Origin of the sequence: Sinorhizobium arboris LMG 14919, assembly GCF_000427465.1 — a bacterium.
Classification (GTDB): Bacteria; Pseudomonadota; Alphaproteobacteria; order Rhizobiales; family Rhizobiaceae; genus Sinorhizobium; species Sinorhizobium arboris.
The window spans coordinates 481790-502553 of the sequence record NZ_ATYB01000009.1; the positions used below are offsets into that span (position 1 = coordinate 481790).

The window sequence follows — 20764 nt, forward strand, 5'->3', positions numbered from 1 at the left end:
ATCGTGATCTAGGGCTACAGCGAACCGGCCGCAATCAGTTTGGAAATTTCGGCGGCGGGCAGGGGGCGCGAGAAGAGGTAGCCCTGCACCTCGTTAAAACCTTCCGAATTCACGATCGCCAGCTGATCCTCCGTTTCGACGCCCTCGACCGTGGTCGTCATGCCAAGGCTTTGCCCAAGGCCGGCGACGGCTTTGACGATCGCCAGCGACTCCCTGCCGTGTGGCAGGTCCCGGACGAAGGCTTGATCCACCTTGATCTTGTCGAACGGAAAGCTGCGCAAATAGCCGAGTGACGAATAACCGGTTCCGAAATCGTCCATCGCGATCTTCACGCCGAGCCTGCGCAAGTCCTGGAGCAACTCCAAATTATGCTCGCTCTCGTCCAGAAGGACCATCTCGGTGATCTCCAGTTGCAAACGAGCGGGATCAAGGCGTGAGGATGAAAGCGCATTGGCGACGGCCCTCACCAGGTTGCGATGCTTGAACTGGACGGGGGAGAGATTCACGGCGACACTCACATGCGGAGGCCAGCGCGCCGCCTGGCGACATGCCTCGCCCAGGATCCACTCGCCAATCGGCACGATCAAGCCGGTTTCTTCGGCAATCGGAATGAATTCCGACGGAGCGATCATTCCTCGCTGAGGATGCCGCCATCGCAACAATGCCTCGCAGCAGCTCACGCAACGAGACTCCAAACTCACCAAGGGCTGATAGTGCACCTCGAATTCTCCGTTCGCCACCGCGTCCCGCATTGCGATCTTCATCTGCTGGTGTGCTTGCAGCTGCGCATGCATCGCCACGTCGAAAGGCTTGTACGTGCCTCGGCCGCTTGATTTCGCGCTGTAGAGCGCAATGTCAGCCGCCTTGATCAACTCATCTGCAGAGGTTCCGTCTTCCGGCGCAAAGGCTATTCCGATGCTCGTTCCGACGGTCGCGGCGGCACCCTCGATGCTGAAGGGTTCGGAAAGGGCATCGATCAGCCGCAATGCGAGGTGGAAGGCCTCGTCACGGGACCGCGTTAGCGGTTGTATTATGGCGAATTCGTCACCCCCAAGTCGCGCGACTATATCAGTAGTTCGGACAGACTGGATAAGTCTTGCAGAAACCTGGCGCAGTAAAGCATCGCCCGCGGGATGGCCCAGCGTATCGTTGACGGCCTTGAAGCCGTCGAGGTCCAGACACAGCACTGCCATGCGCGCATCGCTGCTCTCTCGCAGCGCCCGCTCGAAGCATTCACGGAAGAACACTCGGTTTGCGAGGCCCGTGAGCATGTCGTGCCTGGCCATATGCGCCATTTGCTCCTGGGCCAGCAGCGTGTCCTCCTCAGCCCGACGGCGCTCGGTTATGTCTCGGCAGAAAATGGAGATGCCGTCTTCAGTGGGAGAGGCGTTCGCTTCGACCCAGCGGCCGAGGGACGACAAATGGTCCTCGAAAAAGGAGCGGACACGTCGGTCCATCACTTCCCGGCAGTGCTTGGCAAAGTTCCCCTTTTCTTCTTGGGGGAACAGCTTCCAGAACACCCTTCCAAGTGCCTCGTCTCCGACCTGCAGGAGCCTCTTGGCGTTCTCGTTGAGATAGCGCACGTGCCAATCCGCGTCGAGCAGCATGACACTGTCCATGGTGCTCTCAAGAACCGAGGAAAGCTGGTTGGCAGCGGCTTCGGCGCGCCTTTTAGCTTGGCGGATTTCATCGCTTGCCCGCTTCGCATCGGTAATGTCGCGCCAGATCGAAAGGATTCGAAACGGTTTTCCTTGAGGGTCTGTGACCGGGGCCGCGATCACGTCCATGCATCTTTCTTCACCGCCTGCAGCCCGGACGGAGATCTCGAAACGAGCCGTCTTGCCGCGTCTGACGCTTTCCCAGCCCGCCTCGACCTTTGGGGCGTCGGAGGCTTGCCCGATCGAGTCCCATGTTTGCTCCGCCAAGGGTGCGTCTTCATCCAGTCCGAAGATACGCCGGCCAGCCTCGTTCATAAGCAGCGGCCGCCCTTCCATGTCGAGCACGCGAACACAATCGGGGCTGCTATCGAAAATGCTTCTGAGAAACGCCTGAGCTTCCTGTTGAGCTATCTCCGCGGCTCGGCGTTCCGTAATGTCCAGAACTGACCCCACATATCCCAGGAACGTTCCGTCGGCGGAATAGCGCGGCTGCCCGACATCGATTACCCACGCCCAGCTCCCGTCGGCGCGTCGCAACCGGTACTCACTGCGTGCCGGTTCCTTGCCGGCACTCGCCCTGAAGAACGCTTCCTGAACTGTTTGTCGGTCATCGGGATGAATGACATCGACCCACCCGAAACCGAGCGCCTCAGCCTCTGTTTGCCCGGTCGTTTCCAGCCACAAACGATTGAAGAAGCTGGTGTCGCCCGTGGGATCCGCAACCCATATCATTACGGGCGCGTCATCAGCGATTGTTCGAAAGCGCGCCTCGCTTTCACGCAGTGCGTCGGTGGCGCGCCGTCTTTCGTCGATATCCTCCAAGAGGCCGTACCAACGCATGATCTTGCCGTCGGCGCCGCGCTTTGGGGCGGCCCTGACGCGGAACCAGCGATAACGGCCGGTCCTGGTCAAAAGCCTGTATTCCCAATCCAAGGGAGCGCCGCTTGCCAGACACCTGCCCCATTCCTCTTGCAGAGCGTCCGCGTCTTGCGGATGAACGGCTTTTGCCCACCCGCGTCCGAGCGTCTCTTTTTCGTCCAGTCCGGTCAGTTCGCTCCATCGCCGGCCAACTTCCAGGACCTGTCCCGCCGTGTCCGCGGTCCAGGGAACCTGCGGATGAAGGTCAACCAGAGAGCGATAGTGTTCTTCGCTCGCTCGGAGGGTCTCCTCGGTCCTGCGCAGATCGGTGATGTCCACAATCGTCACGACCACGAACTTCTCCTGCGTCGAATCGGCGGGGATGCTCACGCATCGCTTTTTCGTCAGGAGAGTCCGGGGACTCCCATCTGGCGTCGTGATCTGCTCTTCGATCTCGTGGCTTTCGCCTGTCGAAAGCACGGTCCTGTCGAGTGAGACGATCCTGTCCGCCTCCTCCCGCGGTAAAATGTCGTGGTCGGTCCGACCGATGAGCTTGTCCCGATCCTTGCCCAGAAGGTCGCATGCAGCGTCGTTGATATAGACGAAGCGTGAAGCTTCGTCCTTGACGATCACCGGTTCGGCAACGCCGTCCATAAGCCGCCGGAAGAGAATTTCGAACCCATGGAAGGCTGGTTCGGGCGTCGGTGCGTTCATGACACGACACTCAAAGGAGTGAGAATGTGTATCGCATTGGAAGAAAGCCCCCCGCTTGGTTGTGCAACCTGGGTCAACGGATCACGACCGCAAATTGTTCCCGCTGAAAGACACAGCCTTCCTAGCGTCAGCCAGGGACAGTCCAGCAGTGCGAAGTAGGCATCCGCGAGGTCGTAGTCTACAAAGCCGCTCGTGCCCGCAAGAATGCACCTCGACGCTTTAAATGGCTCCGGCTTGAAACGAGGCTAAGCCGCTCCAATTCCGTTCCAGATAGTCCGCTTGCACTCGGAGGGGTGGCGATGGACGTCTCGTTCCCCAAGACCGGTTTCCTCGCGCTCGTCTCGTTCGCGGCGTTCGCCGCTGGCCTGAGCCTCCATCCGGCGCGCGCGGAACTGCTCGCCCGAGTTCCTGCCGCGCGCGAGATGGCGGTTTGTGGCGACATATTGTTCGTCGGAACCAAGGGCTCCTCTGTCTATGCCGTGCCATTGTCCGGCGGCCGCACCCGGTGGGTCGCCTCAGGATTTTCCAATGCGAACGGCGTCGCTTGCTCACGCGGTCGACTGTTCGTGGCGTCAAGAAGCAGCATAACGGCGTTCGAGATCGGCCGCGGCGGCATCTTGAGCGGCAGACGCGATATTCGCCGCGACCTGCCGGAGTCGGGAGGGCACAGTTTTCGTTACATCGCCGTTGGTCCGGATTCCCGGCTCTACGTCTCGCTGGGATCGCCCTGCAACATTTGCATTCCCCGCGGGCTGCAGGGGACGATCGTCAGCATGAAGCAGGACGGGTCCGACCTGCGCCGGGTGGCTTGGGGTGTGCGTAATTCGGTCGGCTTCGACTGGCGCGGCGGCACCTTGTTCTTTACTGACAACGGCGCCGACAGAATGGGAGACGATGTCCCGCCCGACGAGTTGAATGCCCTTCGGCCAGGCGGCTTTTACGGCTTCCCCTATTTCGGGGGCCAGGTGCCGCTCGCCGGTTTCGAAGGCGCGACGCCGCCCGCGCGCCAAATTCCACCTGCGTTCAATTTTCAGGCGCATGTCGCAGCGCTCGGGATCCATTTCTTCCGCAGTCTGGGTGGCGATGCTCTGGTGGCCCAGCACGGCAGTTGGAACAGGTCGGTACCGGTCGGCTATCAGGTCGTGCGGGTTCGCTTCCGTGGCGGCCGCCCGATCTCCGCGAGCCCGTTCCTTAGAAACGTTGGCCGGCCGGTGGACGTCAAGGAAGCGCCGGACGGGTCCGTCCTCGTATCTGACGATGCCGGCGGAGCAATTCACATCTTCAGACGATAACGTGCGAGACACGTCAGGAGGCTGATTGCCGAAGAATGTCACGCATTGAACTGCAGGGCCCCCCGCAACTGTGAGCAGCCTCACCAGCCAGGAGGCCACCCGCAGCGACAAAGATGAGGGCGAGGGGCGCGGCTGAACTTGGATCCTCCGATTGCGGGTCAAAACGCAAACTCGCGCGAGCGTTTGCTTCCTTGGTCACTCACCTTCTTTTACAATCATTTCCAGACACAGAGGAGTTCTGCCATGAGCGAAGACGCGTTCAACATGTCGATCCGCAAGTTCCTGAAAGAAGTCGGTGTCACGTCGCAGAGAAAGATCGAGGAGACAGTGCGCAAAGGGCAGGTCGGCGGCGAGAAGCTGAAGGTACGCATGACGCTGACGGCTGATGGCACCAGCCTCGAGCATGTGGTGACGGGCGAGATCGAGCTCCCATAGTTCCGGCCATGGGCCTGCAAACCAGGGCTTTGCAGGTTATGAACCTCGCCTGAAATGATTAGCTGCGAGGCTTCATTCGTTGGCACGGATCCCGCGCGGCGGCAGCAATCTCAGCGCGTCTCACGGGCTGACGCGTATGGCCGTCTAGCCATAGCATGTTCGATCCGACCGATCATCCTTTCAGGAAGAGGAGCCGTTCATCAACGCGGCTCGGCGTGATTTCATGAATCTCTGCGCTCACCACACGCTTTGCCACAAAAGGATCTTCCTGGATCAGCGCTTCAAGATCTTTCCGATCAATATTATGGGCGAGAAGGGTCCCGCCCGCATTTGGCTGGAGGCTGCCGGCAAGAAGAAATTTCCCGTTGTCGAAACCTCTTTTGATCCAGTCATTGTGTCCCTCGAGGAGTTGCGCTGCCTGCGCCTTGTTGTCCGAAAACCTGAGAAACACGATAAACATGAACGACTCCGCTTGTAGCTGTTGTGGATGAGAGCGAGGGGCGCGCCGCGCTATGACGCGTCGACACGTTTGTTCGGAAGCAGTCTATTCTCGATCGGTTCCGGGGCCTTCGGCCACGATGCCGTTCAGCCAGTCCTTCATCTGATTAACCTCTCTCTGGACGAATTCCGGATCCTGGAAGGCATTGAAGAGGGTTGCGGCGCCCTGGCTGCGCGAGAGAAGATGCATGGCAAGCGCATCCGCATCGGCTTCTCGGCCGAGGTCCTCGAACTGACGGCGCAGCCACGTCCGGAACAGCATGAACAAGCTGCTTGCCTCTGCCTGCGCCGCATGGTTTAGCTTCGCAAGCTCGCTCGTCAGCGTTCCGATCGGGCACCCATACAGCTTGATCTTATCCCCATTCACTATCAGGATATCGATGAAGCTGGTGATCCGTTCCACCGGTGTCTTGCCGCCCATCTCCCATCGCTCCAGCATCGTCTTGCGATCAGCCAGGCGCTTCTGGATCACTGCTTCCAGAATGTCGTCCTTCGTCTTGAAGTGATGATAGAAGTTGCCACGCGAGATCCTCACGAGTTGCGCGATGTCTGCAAAGGATGTGTGCTCATATCCCCTGCGATAGAACAGATCGTCCGCTGCGCCGACAATCTCCTCGCGTGTCGCTCGATTTCCCATCGCGTTGCTTCTCCGTCGGGCTTCCGGCGCTTTAAGCAGCAAAGGCTTCTCCGTCGGTGAAGAACGGATAATCAGTGCATCCGGAGTGAATTAGGTCATTTGTCCTAACGCGAGGATTAGGTCAATTGTCCTAATCAGTCAATACCCTTGGCGGTGCGCGCTGCAATGAACCTAGGGAGACTTTGGCGACACTCCGGCCGTCGACAACCAACACGAGCCTGCCGGCTGTCCTGCGCATCGGCTAGTCAGCAATGACCGATGCCGCCGTTAGCCACTGAAGCAGTTGACGGCTACAAAATTGTCGACAACGGGAGTGTGATCTAAGCACAGACCTTGGGGCCGACCGGGGTCTTGGTCCGCGGATAGGCATAAGTGTTGACCTTGGAAGTCGTATATCCCGCGCCAACAAGTGCTTCCGCCATTTTGACCGCCGCAGTCACTCCATCGATCACCGGCACGCCTGTCGCCTCCTTGAGGCGGCCGCACAGGGACGACATTCCCGCACAACCAAGTACGATCGCTTCGGCACCATCCTCTGCCTTGGCAATCTCGATTTCCTTGAGCAACAGCCGCTCGGCCCTTTGCGGATCCTGCTCGAGGGCAAGTACTGGAAGATCGATAGCACGGACTTTGCGGCAATGACGCTCCGCGCCGTAATCACTGACCAGATCCTCAATGATCGGAACCGAGCGCGGGAGGGTCGTTATGACGGAGAAGCGGCGGCTGATCGTCATCGCCACCTGCACTGCAGCCTGGCAAATGCCGATCACGGGGCCTTTGGCGACTTCGCGTGCGGCGTGCAGTCCGGGATCGTCGAAGCAGGCCACGACATAGGCGTCGACCCCTTGCGCCTCGCCTTCGCGGATTTCCGCCAGCATACCCGGTACCGCCATGGCTTCATCGGCGCCGCCTTCAATACTGAGCGGCGTATTTGTCGGATTGGAAGCAGAGACGTGAGTGTGGGCATGTTTGACCAGCAGCGCGCTTTCGAGTGCTTGCGCGGTCATGGAAGCTGTGGAATTGGGATTGATAAGGTGAATATGCATGGTGAAACTCCCGGTTGCCTTCGTTAAGGCCTATTTCTTCGGCTTCACGAAATCGGCGATCGGAGGGGGCTTCAAAACGAATTGGCGGTCTGACGTGATATAATTGTCGGCATGAAGCCGGGCGATTGGCTGATAATGTTCCGGGTTCACGTAATGACCCTCGGCATCGAGGCAATCGCGGCGCACATGCATGTGCACCACCTCGCCCAGCACCAGCGTACGGCGAGGATAATCGATCAGGCGTTCGACCCGGCATTCGAAGATGCACGGTGCTTCCTCGGCATAGGCAACATCGATCTTGCGGCACCGGGCGGCTTTCAATCCGGCCATGTCCAGTTCATCGACCTCGCTGTCGAAGCCAAGCCCACAGATCAACATCTGTCGCGACAGCGCCATATCGACCATGCTGATGGCGAATTCGCCGGAACGGCGAATATTGACCATCGTGTCCTTTGGCTCGCCGTTCAAACGCGGCTGGATGCCGAGGACGACGATCGCCGGGTCGTGTGAAAATACGTTGAAAAAGCTCATCGGCGCAGCATTGCTATGCCTGCTCTCGGAGCGGGTCGTCACGAGCGCGATCGGGCGCGGGCCGATGAAATTCGTCAGAAGCCTATAGCGGCTTTGCGGCTCAATCTCTTCAAAGTCGAATTCCATCGCGGTTCCAAAATGTCGAACTTATAATCTACAATAACGTTTCATATTGTAGACAATATTGCAAGCCATTTGAATCCGCGAGTTGACTTTTTCACGCGCTTGGCGATTGTCTGCTTCAGAAGGAGAACAGAGTATGAGCGAACAAGCCGCGATGTCGGTCGAGCAGATAGTCGAAAGGGTATGGCTTTCCATCGCTGAACGGCGATTGCGTCCTGGCGTGCAGCTCAAAGAAGAACAACTGGCCTCGATTTTTCACGTTAGTCGCGCACGTATTCGTCAGGCACTGACTGTTCTCGCACGCGACGGACTTGTGACGATTATTCCCAATCGCGGCGCCTTTGTTTGCAAGCCATCCGTGGAGGAGGCCCGTGATGTCTTCTTCGTTCGTCAGGCGGTGGAACGATGCATCGTGGAGCGTCTTTGCACTTCGATGTCGAAGGACGGCGCGAAGCGGCTTCGCGATCATGTCAGGAAGGAGCGGATCGCCAATTCCGAAGACAGCACCACAGATATCATCAAGCTTTCCGGCGGCTTCCATCTTTTGCTGGCCGAACTGACCGAATCGGATTTCCTGTTCACGACAATGCGCGACCTCATCGCTCGCAGTTCGCTGATTACCGCCGTCTACCGAAACACGACCCGCTTCAATTGTGGCCCGGACGAGCATGACGACATCGTCAAGGCGATTTCGGCCAAAGAGGCCAAAAAAGCCGTACATCTTATGGCGCATCACCTCGAGCATGTGGAATCCGAGCTGGATTTGAGCGAGATACGCGACTTTTCGCACGATCTGCGCGCCGCACTGGCATGACAGGGCCGGAAGCCGGCAACCGGCTTCCGGCCCTATGGTCAGCTTTTCGCTATCCCGTCTTCGACCAGATGGCAGGCCACACGGGTTCCGTTGCGCAGGACCTGTACCTTCGGTACTTCCTTGGAGCACCGCGCCACCGCCACCGGGCAGCGCGGGTGGAACGCGCAGCCGGAAGGTGGCTTCAGCGGGCTCGGCACTTCGCCGCTGGCAGGTTCGCGGCTGCGGTTCGGCGCCTCAATGTTCGGGATCGTCTGAAGCAGGAGCTGCGTGTAGGGATGGCGCGGCCGCGCGAACAGCTGTTCGGTGTCGCCTTCCTCCACAATGCGGCCGAGATACATCACCGCGATGCGGTCCGACATTTGACGAACGACGCTCAAATCGTGGCTGATGAAGAGATAGGTCAGCCCCAGCTCGTCCTGCAAACGGCGCATCAGGTTGAGCACCTGCGCCTGTACCGATACGTCGAGCGCCGAGGTCGGCTCGTCGCAGACCAGAAATTCCGGTTCGCTCGCCAGCGCGCGTGCGATCGAGATACGCTGGCGCTGACCACCCGAGAATTCATGCGGGAACTTCTCGCCGTCGGATGGCGAAAGCCCGACAATGCCCAGAAGCTCTTCGACGCGCTCCGTCACTTCGGCCGCGGTCTTGCGCAGCTTCAGTTCACGAAGCGGTTCGGCAATGATGTTCTTCACCCGCCAGCGCGGATTGAGCGAGGCGTATGGGTCCTGAAAGATCATCTGCGCCGACAGGGGCGCGCCGCTCTTGCCCGGCGCGAAGCGCATTTCGCCGCTCGTCGGACGATGAAGACCGGTGACGAGGCGCGCAACGGTGGATTTTCCGCAGCCGCTCTCGCCGACGATGCTGAGACATCCGCCGGCGGGCACCGTGAAGCTGATGTCGTTCACGGCCTGAAGATACTGCCGTGGCTTGCGCTCCACCACCCGGTTGAGCCAGGGAGCGGACACATCGAAAGTCTTGATCAGCCGGTCAACGGTTAGAGCCGGAGCTCTTGGCAGCGGTTTCGTCATGCGGTGCCTCCTGCGTTCAGCCAGCAGGCGCTTGCACTCTGGCCGGCAAAAATGAGTTCCGGGCGTTCGCGCAGGCAGCGCGCGCCAGCCATCTTACAGCGCGGGTTGAAGGCGCAGCCGTCGGGTATCGCGTCCAGACGCGGCATGGAGCCATCGATCTGGTTGAGCTTCTCGACTCTCGCGCCCAGCGACGGAATCGAAGCCATCAGACCCTGCGTATAGGGATGGCGCGGCTGGTGCAGCACCTGCTCGACGGGCCCGATCTCGATCAGCCGCCCGGCATACATGACCGCGATGCGGTCGGCAGCTTCCGCGATCACGCCCATGTCGTGCGTGACGAGCATGACGGCGGTCTGCTTCTCCTTGCACAGTTTGCGCAGGAGCGAGATGATCTGCGCCTGGATCGACACGTCGAGCGCCGTGGTCGGTTCGTCGGCGATGATGAGTTTCGGCGATGCCGCAAGCGCAAGCGCGATCACGACACGCTGGCGCATGCCGCCCGAGAACTGATGCGGATACTGGTTGACCCGCTCTTCCGGCGACGGGATGCCGACATCGCGCAGCAATTGCACGGCGCGGGCGCGGGCTTCGGCCTTGCCGAGACCGAGATGCCGGCGAATGGTTTCGACGAGTTGCGCGCCAACCGTGAACAGCGGATTGAGCGAGGTAAGCGGGTCCTGGAAAATCGCACCGATCTCGCGACCGCGGATTTTTTCCATGGCCCGGTCATCGAGCATATCGATGCGGCTCTTGCCGAGCCAGACCTCGCCGCCGGCGATATGGCCCGGCGCTTCGAGCAGGCCCAGTATGGCGAGCCCGGTCATGGACTTGCCCGCACCGGATTCACCCACGACGCCGAGAATTTCCCCCTGCTGAATCGAGAGGCTGACATCCGACAGCGCGGTTACCGTGCCGCGGCGGCCCGGAAAATCCACACGCAGATTGCGAACTTCAACGACTGGTTCCTGTGCGTCAACCATTTGCGTCCCCCTCTATCGGATAGCTGGGCGGGAAGATTTCAGCGACCGGAGGATTGTTCCAGCTTCGCTCGGGATATTTGGCGATCAGCCCGTCATACTGGGCCTGCGCCCGCATGCGCGCCTTGTGCATGTCGAAGCCGGCCAGCTGTCGGTCCAGCATGGAGACGCGGCCGTCGACGAAGACCGCATGCGTGATCTTGCCCGAACCCCCGGTGACGATCGTGGTGATCGGATCGATGGACGGAGCCATGACGGTGTCATCGAGGCGGAAGACGGCGATATCCGCACGCGCCCCCGGTGACAGATGGCCGAGATCGGAACGGCCCAGCGCCTTCGCGCCGCCGATAGTCGCGGCATCGAACAGATCGGCCGAACGCAGACGGTCCGGTACGCCATCGGCGATGCGGCCCGTAATAAGGCCCGCCAGGAGGTTCATCAGCATGTCGGGCGGTGTCGTGTCCGTGCCCATGGCAATATTGATCCCGCGCCGGACGCAGGCGGAGAAGGAGTTGAGGATCGAGCCGCCACGGCCCGAAACCAGCGGACAATGGACGACGGAAACGCCGTTCGCCGCGTAAAGGCCGAGATCCTCATCCGTGGCGTTGGTGGCATGGGGCGCGATGAGGCGGTCGCTCAGCAGACCGTGCTTCGCAAGCCAGACCGGAGCGGTCGAGCCGTGCAGCATCCGCACCGTGTCGACTTCCATCGCGCCCTGTGCCATGTGCAGCCGGAATTTGCAGCCGAGATCACGTGCGGCGGCATCGGTGCGCTGCAAAAGCCTGACCGTCGAGGTTTCGACACGGTCCGGCGCCAGCATGCCGCGCACCAGATCGCCGTGGCTGCCGTTCTGGCGTTCAATAAAGGCAATGGCGTCGTTCAGACCCTGAAAACCGCGCTCCTCATCGAAGACAGGCACCATCTTGCCCGGTGCTTCGAGCACCATGCCGCCCGAACGGTAGGCGGGGCTGAGATAGACACGCAAGCCCAGTTCGCCCGCGGCCTGCGCAGCGGCATCGAATTCGGTGACCGTTTCGCCCCATTCACGGTAAAACAACGAGGCGATGGGAGCGGCGGTGGTGATGCCGTTCAGCAAAAGCTGGCCGAAGGCGAACCGCTTCTGGAAGGCCAGTTCCTCCGCTGTGTACATCTCATAAGGACCGGCTTCGACATAGGAGCGCGGCCAGACGCGGCCCTTGGCCCAACCGGGATGGCTGTCAATGCCGAGGATGGTGGTATCGAGATCCGACAAAGCATCGAGATCGATCAGGCCGGGGCTGATCAGTGCATTGCCGAAGTCGATGCGACGGGCCACTTCGCCGGGGAAACGATGCCCGACGAAAAGAATCTCGCCGTTCTCGAAGACGACTTCGCCGTTGCGGAGAAGCCGGTGACTCCCGTCTCGATGTCCGACCACCCAGCCGGCGGTGATCAGTGTGCGTCCTTCCGGCCGGCGGCCGAGCGGAAGAGTGCCGAAAACTTCGCTCATCACGGCATCTCCACCATAGCGACGCCCTGGCGGGCGGTGACGCGACCGCGCTTGACGACCAGCGGACGCGGGGCGACATCCACCACTGCGTGGGCAAGCGTTTCACCGGTCAGCAGGGTGAAATCGGCATCGCAGCCGACCTCGAGGCCGTAGCTTTCGAGGCGCATGACATCCGCACCTCCCTGCGAGACGACGTGCAGAACATGTTCCAGATCGTGATCCGAGCGCATGCCGTTCTTCATGCCGATAATCCTGGCGCGGTCCAGCATGTCCGGCTGGCCCCATGGGCCCCAGGTATCGCGGATGCCGTCGCAGCCGCCGCCGATGCGCACGCCCGCTTCCTTCAGGCGCTTGATCGAGGGCACCGTAGCGGAAGGCGCACCTGTCGTGAGGATGGCGACATCCAGAATGGCGAGCTGTTCGATCAGCTGCCCGACGCGCAGATAATCGTTCATGCCGAGCGCAAAGGCATGGCTGATCGCCACGTTGCCTTCCATGCCGTTGGCGCGGATGCGCTCGAAGATGAGTTCCATCGTGAAGGCGCCGAGATCGCCCGTCTCGTGCAGGTGGATGTCGATCGGTACGCCATATCTGGTGGCGAGCGCGAACAGAATGTCGAGCTGGCCCTTCGGATCGCGATCGATGCCGCACGGATCGATGCCGCCAAGCACTTCGCAGCCCTGACGCAGCGCCTCGTCGAGCAACTCCTTGGTGCCGGGCATGACCATCAGGCCCGATTGCGGAAACGCGACGATTTCGATGTCGATGACGCTCCGGAGTTTCTCGCGCGTTTCCCAGACGCCCTCGACCAGCGACAGGCCGTGAACCGGATCGATATCGACATGGCTGCGGATATGCGTCGCGCCGTGAGCCGCCAGACCGATCGCGTGGCGCATCGATTGGCGATGCGGATCGATGCCGATCTCCAGACGGTGCTCACGTTCGAAATCGATGCGCTCGCGCAGGATCGCGGCGCGGTTGTTGACATGCCACGGCATGCCCCAGGTGGTCTTGTCGAGATGGGTATGCGCGTCGATCAGGCCGGGCACGACAATCGCGTTGCCGCCGTCTTCCACGGCGATGCCCGGCTCCGCTTCGAAGCGCCCGAAGCCGGCAATCTTTCCGTTCCTGATCAGAATATCGCAGGTTTCGCCCGCCATGGGCCGGACGCTGCGGAGCAAAAGATCGTTCATGCGACTTACCTCAGCTTCGGATTGAGAGCATCGCGCAGCCAGTCGCCGAGCATGTTGACGGCCACGACCAGCAGGCAGAGCTGAATGACGGGGAAGAGCACGATCCACCAGGAACCGGAGAACAGGAACTGGTTGCCGATGCGGATCAGCGTGCCCAGAGAGGGTTGGCTCGGCGGCATGCCGATGCCAAGGAAGGAGAGCGTAGCTTCGGTGAGGATCGCCATGCCGAAGTTGAGCGTTGCCGCCACCATGATCGGCGTCAGCGTGTTGGGCAGGATGTGCTTGGCCATGATGCGTCGGGCAGGCACGCCGATCAGCCGCGCAGCCGATACGTAGTCCTTGCCGGTTTCAACGATTGCCTGCGCGCGAACCGTGCGGGCATATTGCACCCAGGCGGAAAGCGCGATGGCCAGAATGAGCACCGCCGAGGCGCCGGCCTCCCGCAGGCCGACGGGCAGCATCTGCCGTACGACTGTCGAAACCAGAATGGCGACGAGGATGGTCGGAATGGACAGGGTGATGTCCCCGACCCGCATCAGCAGATTGTCGATGAAACCGCCGAAGTAGCCAGAGATCAGCCCCGCACTCATTCCGATCAGCAGGGAGAGCGCCACCGAGGCGATGCCGATGACGATGGAAATGCGCGTTCCGTAGAGAATGGCCGACAGCATGTCGCGGCCCTGCGTGTCGGTGCCGAGAAGATAAGGCCATTCGCCGCCTTCTTCCCATACCGGCGGCAATTCCGCCTTCCACATGTCGAGCGCTGCGCCGTCGTAAGGGTTCTGCGGCGCGATCAGCGGGGCGAACAGTGCCGTCAGGATCAGGATAGCCAGAAGCGCGGCGCTGAACGTCGCCGTCTTGCTATGTGTGAACGACCACCACAGGTCGCTTTTGCGAATACGCTGAAGAAGCGATGGTCGCGTGACGGGCGGAGTCTGAGAAGTCTGGATGCTCATCGGTCTTGGCCCCACAGTCGGTTCAACGGGCTGTACGCAAGCGGGGATCGATTACCGCATAGGCAATGTCCACCAGCGTGTTGAGCACGACGAAGATGAAAGAAATGATGCAGAGGTAAGCCGCCATGACAGGAATATCGAGGAAGGTGACCGCCTGTATGAACAGCATGCCCATGCCCGGCCACTGGAACACGGTTTCGGTGATGAGCGCGAAGGCAATCAGCGAACCGACATTCATGGCGGTCATGGTCACGACCGGCATCAGACAGTTGCGCAGCGCGTGGCGGAAATAGATGCGCCATCGCGGAATGCCGCGCGCGCGGGCAAACTTCACGTAATCCGATCGCAGCACCTCCAGCATCTCAGCGCGCACCAGACGCATGACCAGCGTTACCTGATAAAGCGAAAGCGCGACGGCGGGCAGCAGGATCGCCGCGCGGCCCGACGGCGTCAGGAGGCCCGTCGACCACCAGCCGAGCTGCACGACATCGCCGCGCCCGAAGGCCGGGAGCCAGCCGAACGTAACGGAGAAGACGAGGATCAGCAGGATACCGACGACGAAGCTCGGCAGCGAAACGCCGACAATGGAGAGGAACTGCAGGCCCTCCGTATACCATTTGCCGCGCTTGATCGCCGTCAGAACGCCGAGGGGAAGCCCGAGCAGCAGCGAGATCAGGGTGGCGACCATTACCAGCTCCAGCGTCGCCGGAAAACGTTCGGCGATCAGGGTCAGCACATCCTGGCCGTTGCGGTAGGAAATGCCGAAATTGCCCTGCGCAGCATTGACCACGAACCGGGAATATTGCGTCATGAGGCCATCGTTGAGACCAAGGCGTTCGCGCAGATTATCGCGATCGCTCTGCGTCATCTGCTCGTTGGCCATCATCTCGACGGGGTCACCTGCCAACCGGAAAATCAGAAAGGCCAGCAAAGCGACGGCCAACATCACCATGACGGCGTTTGCCAGGCGCTTTATGATAAAAACCAGCATAGGAATTCCTCGGTCACAGGGCGCTCCGAGGGATCCTCCTCCCCCGGAGCGCCATGATTGAACTATTCGGCAAAGTGCGTCAGCCAGTGACGAGGCTTGTTGTCCGGCAACTGCACGATCTTATCGATTTTGTTCGACATGACCCAGGCCATGGGCTGCTGGTGCAGCGGCAGCATCACGATCTCGTCCTTCACCATTTGCAGCGCCTCGGTCTGCAGCGCCAGACGCTTGGTGCGGTCCATTTCGGTCGATGCCTGAACGATCAGCTTGTCGATGTCCGGATAGCTCCAGCCACCCCAGTTGAAGACGCCGGCATTGGCCGTCTTGGTCTCGATCATCTGAAGAAGGATCGAATAGCTGTCGAGCATCGGTTCCGTCGCCCAGCCGATCAGATAGACGTCGGCCTTACCGCCCGTACGCTTCGGCGCCTGCGCGGCGGTGGGCGCAATGTCGAGCTGCGGCTTGAACCCTGCGCGGCTCAGCATGTTCACCAGCCCCTGGCACAGTTCCTCCTCGTTCACATAGGCGTCGGTCGTGCAGACCAGCGTGAACGGATAGTCGGAAGCGCCTGCCTCGGCCAGAAGCTTTTTCGACAGGGCCGGATCGTAAGCCAGCGTGGTGTCCAGTTCGGGCGCGTAACCGGGAATTTCCGGCGCCACCACCGCGCCCGCCGTGCGCGACTTGCCGCGCATGACGCGCTTCTGGATCAGATCCCGGTCGAGCGCATGGGCAAACGCCTGGCGCACGCGCAGATCGTTGAACTTGTTCTCCGAACCGTCGGCGAGTTTCGGCTTGCGGTTGAAGCCGATCATGACGGTGCGCAGATCGGTGCGTTCCATGACCTTCAGATCAGGCTGCGCCAGCAGCCGCGGCAGATCCTGCGACGGCGCGTTCTCGGTGAAATTGACTTCGCCGGAAAGGAGCGCGGCCACGCGCGTTGCCGCCGAGGTGATCGGCGTGAATTCGATACGGTCGATGTTGGACCCGGAGGTCTTGTCCCACCAGTCCGGGTTTTTCACGAGGATCGTCTTGGAATCCGGCACCCGGCTTTCCAGCTTGAAGGGGCCGGTGCCATTGGTGTGATAGGTGGCGTAACCTTCGATCTTGGCGCCGACGTCGGTGGGCTTTTCCGAATTGTTGGTCTTCAGCCAGCCAGCGTCGAAGACATGGATGTTGGTGAGGTCGTTGAGAAGCAGCGGATAAGGTCCGCTCAGCTCGATATCGACCGTATGGTTGTCCACCTTCTTGGAGGACTTGTAGGCCGGCAGGTTGCCGCGCAGCGGCGAAACCGGATCGCTGACGCGCTTCAGGGATGCGAGCACGTCGTCGGCATCGAATTCCGCACCATCGTGGAATTTCACGCCCTTGCGCAAGTGAAAGCGCCAGACCGTCTCGGAAACATTTTCCCAGGATTCGGCAAGGGCGGGTTCGATCTTCAGGTTGGCGTCGTAGCGCACCAAGCCTTCATAGACATGATTGAGAAAGGATAGCGTATAGCTGTCGCCGTAGGAGTAGGGATCAAGCGAGTAGATATCGCGCGCCGCGCCCCATTTCAGCGTTTCGGCATGGCCGGACAAGGTCATGCCCACCAGCATTGTGGCCGCGAGGCCCAGTTTCTTCAACATGCGGTTTGCTCCTCTTCTGGAAATTTTCGCCTCCTTTTCGGAGGTCTGTTGTCATGCATCGCCGCATCCGTCGCCGGTGCGGTATTCTCAAATGCTTGCGCCGGGTGGGCGCGCACCGGGTGGGGAAGATTATCCCCTGCATCATGGCCTGCCTCCCAGGTCATGTGCGGATAGTATGGCGATCGGAAAAAAGTTGTCAACGTGATTGTAGACAATATTTGTCAATCTGCTCCTGCCTATCTGTCGACAAAAAATTGCCGGATAAAAGGCAGGCGCTACTCGGCTTCGAAATTGGATAGCGCGGCGAGAAGATTTTCCCGCGGTTTGAAGGGGTTCCATCCGGCTGAATAGCAAGAGAGCGTCCCACCGGGTGAAACGCTCTCATTGCCGGCTACTGCATGGTTCCTTCAATCGTAATCGGTGGGAAGGGCAAAAACATGCAGCAGATCAAAGTGCTACAGCGCCGCGTGTCTGACAGACGCGCGGCGCTGTAGTGAAGGTCAGGGCTTATTCGGCCATTTGCGTGTGCCAGTGGCGCGGCTTGTTGTCGGCACGGAAATCCACGCTCTTGACCTTGTCCAGCATGCCCCAGGCGATCGGCTGCTGGTGAAGCGGTATCAGGATCGCCTTGTCCTTGGCGATTTTCAGCGCCTGTTCCTCCAGCGCAAGACGCTTGGCGGTATCGGATTCCTGTGCCGCTTTCTTCACGAGATCATCGAGTTCGGGGTAGGACCAGCCGCCATAGTTGGAAACGCCCGTTGAACCGCTGCGCGTGGAGAGAACCTGAGAGAGCAGCGAATAGGCATCGAGCGTCGGTTCGTTGGCCCAGCTCAGATTGAACATGTCGGCCTTGCCGTTGGTGCGCTTCGGCTGCTGCACGGCACGGGGGCCCATGTCGATAGTGGGCTGGAAGCCGGCACGCTTCAGCATGTTCGCAATGCCCGAGCAGATGTCTTCCTCGTTGATGCTCTCGTCGTTCATGCACAGATAGGTGAAGGCGAGATCGGTCTGGCCGGCCTCTTCGAGCAACTTCTGGGCAAGCTTGGAATCGGCGGGCTGATAGGTGTCGAGCGACTTCGCGTAGCCGGAAATTTCCGGTGCGATGAGCGAGCCGGAAGGCCGCGCCAGACCACGCATGATCTTCTTGTTGATGAGATCGCGGTCGATACTGGCTTCCACAGCCTGACGCACGCGAACGTCCAGAAACGGGTTCGGGCGCCCGTCTTCAAGCTTCTCCTTGCCGTTGAAGCCGATAAACACGGTGCGCAGCTCCGTGCGCTTGCTCACCTTTATGCCCGGCGAGGATTCCAGACGCGGAAGGTCCTGAATGGGTGCGGAATCGAGCAGATCGATTTCGTTGGAAAGAAGCGCTGCGACACGCGTCGCCGCCGACGAGATCGGAATATATTCAATCCGGTCCAGATTGTGCTTCTTCTGATCCCACCATTGATCGTTGACGATGAGAACCGTCTTGCTGTCCGGAACCCGGCTTTCAAGCTTGAACGGGCCGGTGCCGTTCGTGTTGTGCGTGGCGTAGTTCTCCGTGTTGGAGGCGATATCGGTCGGCTTTTCGGCGTTGTTGTCCTTCAGCCATTTCGCGCTGAACATGAAGATATTGGTCATATCGTTCAGGAACAGCGCCGACGGTGCCGAAACCTCGATATCGACGGTGAAATCATCGACCTTCTTGACGCCGACATAGAGCGGAATGTTGCCGCGCAGCGGCGACGTCGGGTCCGAGACGCGGTTCATCGAGGCGACCACGTCGTCGGCAGTGAACTCTGCGCCGTCGTGGAACTTCACGCCCTTGCGCAGCGTGAAACGCCAGTATTTGCCGTCGATCAGCTTCCACTCGGTGGCCAGCGCCGGCTCGATCTCGAAGTTCGGGCCATAGCGGATCAGGCCTTCATAGACGTGGTTCAGGAACGCCAGATTGGATGTCGAGGGAACGGAATCCGGATCGAGCGAATAGATATCTGCCCGGCTGCCCCACCGCAGCGTGGCGGCATTTGCCGAAGTGGCCACCGCCGGCGCGGCAATAGCCGCTGCGGTCAGCGCCGAGATGAGAAACCTGTTCAAACGCGACATGCTCTTCCCCTCATGAATGACGATAGGTTCTTTGGTCTGAATTTTCGGGCAGTATCAGAACCCGTTCTATCATTGTCAACGATATTGTTGGCAATTATGCTTCAAAACATCGACAGTCTAATCGAGGTTGCGCAGCCTGCGCTCAAACTACGCCAATCGGAAATAGGAAGGGGAAGATAAATGGATGGGCTCCTGCTGCTTCACGGGACGATCGTCACCGTCGACCAGACGCGTCGGATAATGGACGATGGAGCGCTGGCGATCGAGAACGACAGAATTGCCGATATCGGCACCTCGCAGGCGCTGGCTACTCGCCATCCCGGAAAGAAAGTGATCGACTGCCGCGGCAAGATGATCATTCCCGGGCTGATCGACGCTCATGGACATGCCGGCCACGCCTTGATCCGCAGCATTGGCGCCGACACCAATTCGCTCTGGATGCGCATCGTGACGCCGACCTACTATCACTATGTCACTCGCGATTACTGGTATGCGGATGGCCTCGTCTCCGGCCTGGAGAGACTCCGTGCGGGCGTGACCACCTCGGCCAGCATCATTACGTCGATGCCGCGCAGCGACGATCCGGTCTTTGCGGTCAATCACGCCCGCGCCTATTCGGAACTGGGCCTTCGCGAGATCGTCTGCGTCGGCCCCGCGGGCCTGCCCTGGCCGCAACCGGTTACGCGGTGGGAAAGCGGCAAGCCGGAACGGCGCAGCGTTTCCTTCGAGGAGATGATCGAGGGCGCCGAAGCCGTCATCGAAAGCCTCAACGGAACGGCTGGCGGGCGCATCAAGGTCTTTCTGACGCCATTCACCATCGTGCCTTCGGTCGAACCGTCGAACGCCTCGACGCCGGATTTTGCCGTCAATCTGACGGAAAACGACCGCATGCAGGCGCGGCGCATCCGCGAAATCGCGCGCAAATGGGGCGTGCGCATTCATTCCGATGCCTTCGCCGGACAGATACGCATGGCCTGGCAGGACAAGGAAAACGCATTGCTGGGCCCCGATGTGCACTTGCAGCATTGCTGGGGAATTTCCCATGAAGAGATCGACATTCTGGCCGAAACCGGCACCCATGTCACCCACGCGCCACCCGGACGCTCCACGCCGATCATGCAGATGATGGCACGGGGCGTGCCGGTCGCGATCACTTCGGACGGCGCGGCTCCCAGCCGTCATTTCGATATGCTCCAGATCGCGCGCATGGCGCAAGCCACCCAGCACATCCTGCACAATCATGACCGCTACATCCTGCCGCCGGGCAAGGTCTTCGAGATGATCACCATCGATGCGGCCCGTGCCATCGGCATGGATCACGAGATCGGTTCGCTCGAGGCGGGCAAGAAGGCGGATATCGTCATCATCGACATGCGCAAGCCGCATCTGACGCCCAACTGGATGCCGGTTCACCGGCTGATCCATCAGGTTCTCGGCAGCGACGTCGAGACGGTGATCGTCGACGGCAGGATCATCATGGAGGAGGGCAAGGTACTGACCGCCGACATGTATGAGGCGCTGGCTTTCGGGGAAGCCGAAGCAAGGGCGCTTGTCGAGCGGGCCGGTTTGCACGCCCACATGCACGATCCCGGTTGGAGGCAGTTACATCGCACGTTTCAGAGGCCCATTCCGCTACCGCTCGTCCCGGATTGCTGAACGCGTAAAAGCAAAAACATTGAGTGGACCCGGGCGGCAGGAGGATCAGCCCGATCTGACCGGTTGGGCGCAGCAGCTTCGGCCGGATCTGCAGCCGAAGCTTGCTGTTGCCCATTTTGTTCCGGTTGCGGCTCTGGCGTCCCAGAGCCGCAACC

At 60.5% G+C, this 20764-nt stretch carries 17 protein-coding genes; 4 read left to right on the forward strand and 13 right to left on the reverse strand.

The window, feature by feature from the left end; all coding sequences use genetic code 11:
- Window positions 1-14: 14 nt before the first annotated feature.
- Window positions 15-3230 carry a PAS domain S-box protein gene (locus tag SINAR_RS0110090; protein ID WP_027998988.1) on the reverse strand — a complete coding sequence of 1072 codons (3216 nt, stop codon included), beginning with the start codon at window positions 3228-3230 and terminating at the stop codon, window positions 15-17.
- A gap of 299 nt (window positions 3231-3529) precedes the next feature.
- Between SINAR_RS0110090 and SINAR_RS0110095 the strand changes: the two genes are divergently transcribed.
- Together SINAR_RS0110095 and SINAR_RS0110100 are read left to right on the forward strand one after the other, a co-directional pair.
- Window positions 3530-4522, forward strand: a complete 993-nt coding sequence (locus tag SINAR_RS0110095) for a PQQ-dependent sugar dehydrogenase (RefSeq protein ID WP_027998989.1) — start codon at window positions 3530-3532, stop codon at window positions 4520-4522.
- A gap of 243 nt (window positions 4523-4765) precedes the next feature.
- On the forward strand, window positions 4766-4957 hold the full coding sequence (locus SINAR_RS0110100; RefSeq protein WP_027998990.1) for a DUF6494 family protein: 192 nt from the start codon (window positions 4766-4768) through the stop codon (window positions 4955-4957).
- 172 nt (window positions 4958-5129) lie between these two features.
- On the opposite strand, the gene SINAR_RS0110105 is transcribed toward SINAR_RS0110100, so the two are convergent.
- From SINAR_RS0110105 to SINAR_RS0110120, 4 genes are all read right to left on the reverse strand, one after another.
- The gene (locus tag SINAR_RS0110105) at window positions 5130-5417 is read right to left on the reverse strand and encodes a YciI family protein (protein WP_027998991.1); all 288 of its coding nucleotides are present in this window, start codon (window positions 5415-5417) and stop codon (window positions 5130-5132) included.
- An 84-nt stretch (window positions 5418-5501) separates the two neighbouring features.
- Complete coding sequence (locus SINAR_RS0110110; RefSeq protein ID WP_027998992.1) at window positions 5502-6092, reverse strand: TetR/AcrR family transcriptional regulator; 591 nt, start codon at window positions 6090-6092, stop codon at window positions 5502-5504.
- Between the two features lie 320 nt (window positions 6093-6412).
- Window positions 6413-7138 carry an aspartate/glutamate racemase family protein gene (locus SINAR_RS0110115; protein ID WP_027998993.1) on the reverse strand — a complete coding sequence of 242 codons (726 nt, stop codon included), beginning with the start codon at window positions 7136-7138 and terminating at the stop codon, window positions 6413-6415.
- A 30-nt stretch (window positions 7139-7168) separates the two neighbouring features.
- Window positions 7169-7795, reverse strand: a complete 627-nt coding sequence (locus tag SINAR_RS0110120) for a flavin reductase family protein (RefSeq protein ID WP_027998994.1) — start codon at window positions 7793-7795, stop codon at window positions 7169-7171.
- A 133-nt stretch (window positions 7796-7928) separates the two neighbouring features.
- Between SINAR_RS0110120 and SINAR_RS0110125 the strand changes: the two genes are divergently transcribed.
- Entirely contained in the window at window positions 7929-8606 is a 678-nt protein-coding gene (locus SINAR_RS0110125) for a GntR family transcriptional regulator (RefSeq protein WP_027998995.1), read from the forward strand.
- 38 nt (window positions 8607-8644) lie between these two features.
- Here the strand turns inward: SINAR_RS0110125 and SINAR_RS0110130 are convergent, their stop codons facing one another.
- The 8 genes from SINAR_RS0110130 to SINAR_RS0110165 form a co-directional block, all read right to left on the reverse strand.
- Window positions 8645-9634 carry an ABC transporter ATP-binding protein gene (locus tag SINAR_RS0110130; RefSeq protein WP_027998996.1) on the reverse strand — a complete coding sequence of 330 codons (990 nt, stop codon included), beginning with the start codon at window positions 9632-9634 and terminating at the stop codon, window positions 8645-8647.
- Entirely contained in the window at window positions 9631-10614 is a 984-nt protein-coding gene (locus SINAR_RS0110135) for an ABC transporter ATP-binding protein (RefSeq protein ID WP_027998997.1), read from the reverse strand. Before SINAR_RS0110135 ends, SINAR_RS0110130 begins: the two co-directional genes overlap by 4 nt.
- Window positions 10607-12100 carry an amidohydrolase family protein gene (locus SINAR_RS0110140; protein WP_027998998.1) on the reverse strand — a complete coding sequence of 498 codons (1494 nt, stop codon included), beginning with the start codon at window positions 12098-12100 and terminating at the stop codon, window positions 10607-10609. The genes SINAR_RS0110135 and SINAR_RS0110140 overlap by 8 nt, the downstream gene beginning before the upstream one ends.
- The gene (locus SINAR_RS0110145; RefSeq protein WP_027998999.1) at window positions 12100-13293 is read right to left on the reverse strand and encodes an amidohydrolase family protein; all 1194 of its coding nucleotides are present in this window, start codon (window positions 13291-13293) and stop codon (window positions 12100-12102) included. Before SINAR_RS0110145 ends, SINAR_RS0110140 begins: the two co-directional genes overlap by 1 nt.
- 5 nt (window positions 13294-13298) lie before the next feature.
- Window positions 13299-14249, reverse strand: coding sequence for an ABC transporter permease (locus SINAR_RS0110150; RefSeq protein WP_027999000.1), 951 nt, complete (start codon window positions 14247-14249; stop codon window positions 13299-13301).
- 22 nt (window positions 14250-14271) lie between these two features.
- The gene (locus SINAR_RS0110155; protein ID WP_027999001.1) at window positions 14272-15240 is read right to left on the reverse strand and encodes an ABC transporter permease; all 969 of its coding nucleotides are present in this window, start codon (window positions 15238-15240) and stop codon (window positions 14272-14274) included.
- 62 nt (window positions 15241-15302) lie between these two features.
- A complete protein-coding gene (locus SINAR_RS0110160) occupies window positions 15303-16865 on the reverse strand; it encodes an ABC transporter substrate-binding protein (RefSeq protein WP_027999002.1) in 1563 nt (520 codons plus the stop codon).
- Between the two features lie 507 nt (window positions 16866-17372).
- Window positions 17373-18953: an ABC transporter substrate-binding protein gene (locus tag SINAR_RS0110165; RefSeq protein ID WP_027999003.1), complete on the reverse strand. Its 1581-nt coding sequence runs from the start codon at window positions 18951-18953 to the stop codon at window positions 17373-17375.
- A 180-nt stretch (window positions 18954-19133) separates the two neighbouring features.
- Between SINAR_RS0110165 and SINAR_RS0110170 the strand changes: the two genes are divergently transcribed.
- Entirely contained in the window at window positions 19134-20609 is a 1476-nt protein-coding gene (locus tag SINAR_RS0110170) for an amidohydrolase family protein (RefSeq protein ID WP_027999004.1), read from the forward strand.
- Window positions 20610-20764 lie beyond the last annotated feature (155 nt).